General features: G+C 44.0%; 5 protein-coding genes. 2 read left to right on the forward strand and 3 right to left on the reverse strand.

Annotated elements, in window-relative coordinates; translation table 11 throughout:
- The coding region (locus tag FHS77_RS15575) for a DUF2142 domain-containing protein (protein ID WP_210307172.1) at positions 1-566 on the forward strand (566 nt) is incomplete at its 5' end.
- A gap of 59 nt (positions 567-625) precedes the next feature.
- On the opposite strand, the gene FHS77_RS15580 is transcribed toward FHS77_RS15575, so the two are convergent.
- The 3 genes from FHS77_RS15580 to FHS77_RS15590 all read right to left on the reverse strand — a co-directional run bounded on the left by FHS77_RS15580 (position 626) and on the right by FHS77_RS15590 (position 4,055).
- Positions 626-1,534 (reverse strand): NAD-dependent epimerase/dehydratase family protein, encoded by a 909-nt coding sequence (locus FHS77_RS15580; protein WP_184224841.1) that lies wholly within the window; start codon positions 1,532-1,534, stop codon positions 626-628.
- A gap of 162 nt (positions 1,535-1,696) precedes the next feature.
- Positions 1,697-2,917: a glycosyltransferase family 4 protein gene (locus FHS77_RS15585; protein WP_184224842.1), complete on the reverse strand. Its 1,221-nt coding sequence runs from the start codon at positions 2,915-2,917 to the stop codon at positions 1,697-1,699.
- A gap of 19 nt (positions 2,918-2,936) precedes the next feature.
- Positions 2,937-4,055 (reverse strand): glycosyltransferase family 2 protein, encoded by a 1,119-nt coding sequence (locus tag FHS77_RS15590; RefSeq protein ID WP_184224843.1) that lies wholly within the window; start codon positions 4,053-4,055, stop codon positions 2,937-2,939.
- A 364-nt stretch (positions 4,056-4,419) separates the two neighbouring features.
- On the opposite strand from FHS77_RS15590, the gene FHS77_RS15595 reads away from it, so the two are divergent.
- Positions 4,420-4,646, forward strand: a 227-nt coding sequence (locus tag FHS77_RS15595; RefSeq protein WP_184224844.1) for a transposase, incomplete at its 3' end; no start/stop codon positions are given.

The following is a 4,646-nucleotide window of genomic DNA, read 5'->3' on the forward strand; positions in this document are numbered from 1 at the left end:
GATTATCTGTTCGTCTGAAAACCGTGAGCGTTTCATTGTCCATCTCCTACCAAGGATTGGACTCTACCAAAATCTGGAGGAGTTTGCGGGGCTCACGTCAAAACCCCTTCTCTATTTTTCAAATAGCAAAGGAAACCATAGCTACACGTTCCACATTTTATATAGAAAGTGCAGTAGGAATTTTTGGTTGGTTAGATACCCCTATGCCGAAGTGGTATTATTTAGCTATGATAGCAGCAATATCCATAGCAACGATCGCACATATTTTTGAAATAAAAACCAACGACAAACCACTGCAATTATCTTTGTTTTCTTCCTGCGTCATTTACTCAGCCGCAGTATTTGCATCACTCTATCTTTACTACACTCCGGTGGGAGCTCCTGCAGTTTACGGCGTCCAGGGACGGTACTTACTAGTGTCTGCAATTATTTTATCCGTAGCTACCCCAAGTATAATGAGAGGACATCAGTCGATGATCCTTACCGTCCCCGTTATTTGGCTGATCCAATTGATTTGCGCCATTGAGAGCTTCAGGGTAATTGTTTTTCGATACTATCTTTCGTAGCATATAGCGATTTTATGAAGACCTGCCTGATCATTTCCTTATTAAAATTTTCGGGCCAGTCAGTCACCCACAGTCAACCGTATTCCGTCTTGGAATTTCGTTTTGGGCGTCCAATTGAGTATTTCTTTGGCCATTGTAATGTCCAAGCTGGCAACATCAACATCTGTTGTACGAGCCTCAATTCGCTCTTGCTTAAACTGGTGCTTTGTCGCCAACTCCACTGCTCTGATGACGTCAATCACCGAATGCACCTCTCCACTTCCAATATTAATGGTTAACTGCGGCTTCCCTGGCAATTTAATCACGGCTTCGATAGCATCAACTAGATCATCAATATAGATGTAATCGCGCAGCGCCATTCCATCACCAAATACCCTTACAGGCAGCCCCTTACGCCAATGATCCAAAATTGCCGGAATCAATCCCTGCCCTTTGCGGAACACTTGATTTGGACCATAAGGGTTGGCCACACGTAAAATAATGTATTCAAGGCCATCCACGTAGCCATGCATCTGAATATATTTTTCGACTGTTAACTTTGTTAACCCATGAGAATTTATAGGATTTGTAGGACTAGTTTCTGGTGTAGGAACAACGACACCCGGCCCATAGACTGTGCCACCAGAAGAAAGGAATATATAACGCCTCACTCCGGCCCTAACACAGCTTTGCAAAAACTGAACATGGGGTATTACATTATCGGTTATATCCGCAATAGCGTGATCGTTTTTCATTCCCGGACTGGATGTTGATACCAGCTGTATTACCGTATCAACATCCTGTAGTGTAGATGCCATATCCAATGGTTGTCTCAGATCAGCTTCTACGAACCCCACACTATCACCGAATGAATATTTGAAATCGGAGTCAAACTTACGCGACACCGCCCGAATTAGTCGATCTCCGTTGGCTAAACGCCTGACTATATGGCGACCAATAAAGCCATTTGCACCATAAATGCCGATCATTGCCACTCCTCAAAATATCAACTTCCACGGCATGTTATGAAGCCGACGGGATTAACGCCCAAGACAGTTCATTAGTTAACTGACTACTATATCGCATGATAAAAAATACCATGTCTCACAACGCAGTACGATCATGAGAGATGTATAGAAGCTTCTCTGCCGTTATTCACTTATCGACCGCAAAAAAACGGCTACTTTAGCGGCTTCTTCATCCCAACTATTTCCGCGGACAAAGTCGAAGGCCGCATTGGCCAAACCCGCTGTTCGCTGCTCGTTATCCAGCGCTTCTATAATGGCACTAGATATTGATTCCACACTCATATCGCAATAGATCGCCTGATCCTTAGAAAGTAGCCAATTAGATTGCGGACTATCATTGAGTACCACCGGACACCCACACGCCGCAACCTCAAGTGGCAGAAGTGAAAGATTGGTCGATGATAGGATTAAAGCTACATCACATTGAGAATAAAGATCTGGTAATGCATGCACGGCCACAGTCCCATGATTAATGTGAGGAAAGGAGATGTCGTAGCCGCTGACATCCCATCCGGCGAAGACAACAGTGGCATTTGGATTTGCCTCGCAAACCTTCTTTAGAGCAAGCAATCCCATTTCGAAGCAACGACGAGGCGTTACTGGCCGCGCATAAAAGAAAATTTTCTTTGAACTACTGTCTGCCCTAGGAGTAGGCTTATACAAGCTAGTGTCGCAAGAAAACGAATATGGGAACGTCTTCATCCCATATTCGCGTTCAAGTTTACTAGCCAACCAAGTTCCAGCAGTAATGCCAGTTAAACCGAGCTTATAAGTATTCTCCGCAAAGTAATATTCACTCCCACTCGCATAAAAATCAGGCTCAAAATCTTGAACAAAATAAAGCTTGTGGATCGCATCCTTGTACTTTGACACCCAGTACGCAGTTTGCCAACCGGTAGCGAAAAGAAAAGTGCAAGGCTCAATAGAGCGAACTCCAAGTGAGACGGTTATTCCATGATCACCAAATGCTTGGTTTATCGCAGCCTGCGCATCAGCGACTGAAGCCCAGCGATGCGGCTCCATAATAACTACATGTTGGTATGGAAAGCCACGACGACGCAGTAGTTTAATCATGCGAAAAATATTTATATGACCACCAGAGTGCGCCTCAAAATCTGGTATCAACCAAGTCATAGAGTCCTTTGGCAAGTTTGTGGACGTTAATTTCAGTCCGAACCCTTGCTCCTCGCCAAGAAGAAACTCATAACGTTTTATTGTGTTAATTTTATAAGCATCAGCAACCGGTGCTTGTGCTTTGAGACGAGCAAAAATTTTGCGAGCAGCAATGCGGTATCCGTCTCGTTTAATAACTTTTTTTAAAAGCTTGACATTCTCTGCAATCATCGTGTCCTACCTATTATAGCTACTTCGACTGTATCTGCTTGTCTCGCGAAAGCATCTTCACATAACCCGGATCTAAATCTAATCTTGTAGACCCAACGTAGTAGCCAATCTGCCGAGCCAAATTATCAAATGGCATTTTAATTGTCGCTAAGGGGTAACGGTAAATCCAACGATGCCGAATTGCGAGCCGTAAATCGCGCACCGTAGCTCTCAAACCGCTAGATAGAGCCGAGAGTTTTGTCTCGCATAATCGATAACCGAATAGTCTTTGAAAGGCTCTTGCTTCGTCATAGCTGCGCTGTAAACGTTCCCATATTGAATAATCGTGTGAATGAGAGACTACTGATTCCCAAGCAAATACTTTCGTATATCCGGCTTCTACGATTTGCTTTGCCCACAACTGATCTTCAGCAAAATCCACATCCGGATAAGGAATTTCTTGCCATACACTTTTGCGTAAACATGACGCATTGTCAGAGTAGAAATGATAAACTTGCCTCAATCCGAGATTTCGAGCGTATTCGCGCGCGTCTTCTATTTTTACTCTTGGCCATTGCTTTAAGTTGGTAAAATGGGTCTCAAGCTCCCATTGGGTGAACGGAGAGGCACCCTGATGTGCTATATGACGGCTAAATACGCCTGCAACTTCCGGGTCGTCACGTAAGGGTCGAATAAGTTCCGCCAACCAATATTCATTAAGTGGAATTGCATCATGCGTAAGAAATCCGCAGAATTCCCCTCGAGCTTCTTTAACTCCGAGATTTCGTGTCTTACCGTGACCAAAGTCGGATGATGTTATCTCAATCAACCGAAATCGTGGATCATCGACGGGGATAGCTTCAATTGAGCCGTCCTTTGATCCAGAATCGATTATAATAACTTCGAAAGTCGCATCAAGTTCTTGAAGCGACAGCATTTCGATCACCGTTCGAAACGCTGGCAGTCCATTTTTTACGGGTATAATAATCGACACTAATGGTAACTGATCTGCCGAATTTTCCATCGTCCTAGCTCCAAAAACAATCGCGACAACTTTTGCGCAGTGATATTCGCCAACAAGAACATCACTGCCAATATATACCGCAACATCAGTTCGATGACCGCTGGAAATTGGGCGATTGTAGCATTCACCAATCATTGATAAATGGCCTCTTGATACCGCTACTAATGCAAGCTTCGCAACACGTCAAGGCAGCCATCATAAAGCTCCAAGACCGAGTTGACGAGTTAATTCCCAGCTTTGAATAGACGATGATCGTAATACCAAAAATACAGAATGGAGCAGTTGCGTTCCAACTTCTAAGTTAAAAAAATGCTAAATCCAGCTGTCTTCTCTGCGATTCGAGCTGTGAGGTTTATACCTCAGTTCCAACCCAGCACGCTTTCGACATTCATTCAACTCCATAAGCCCATTCGTTCAAATGAGACAGTTTTGACATGGTCTTGCCTCGGTTTCGTTCCGGTCTTTTTGAGAGCATTATTTGACATCAAGGAGACCATATATGTCATTAAAGTATAGTGATGAATTTAAGCGTGATGCAGTTCGCATCGCATTCACCAGTGGCTTAACACGCCGTCAAGTTGCGTCAGATTTAAGTATTGGGCTTTCCACGCTTGGGAAATGGATCGCGTCGATTTCCGATGAAACTAAAATTCCTACCCAAGACACTGATCTTCTGCGTGAGAATGAACGTTTACGCAAAGAGAACCGTATCCTTCGGGAGGAGAG

This window comes from Paenochrobactrum gallinarii (assembly GCF_014205685.1).
GTDB classification, from domain to species: Bacteria; Pseudomonadota; Alphaproteobacteria; order Rhizobiales; family Rhizobiaceae; genus Paenochrobactrum; species Paenochrobactrum gallinarii.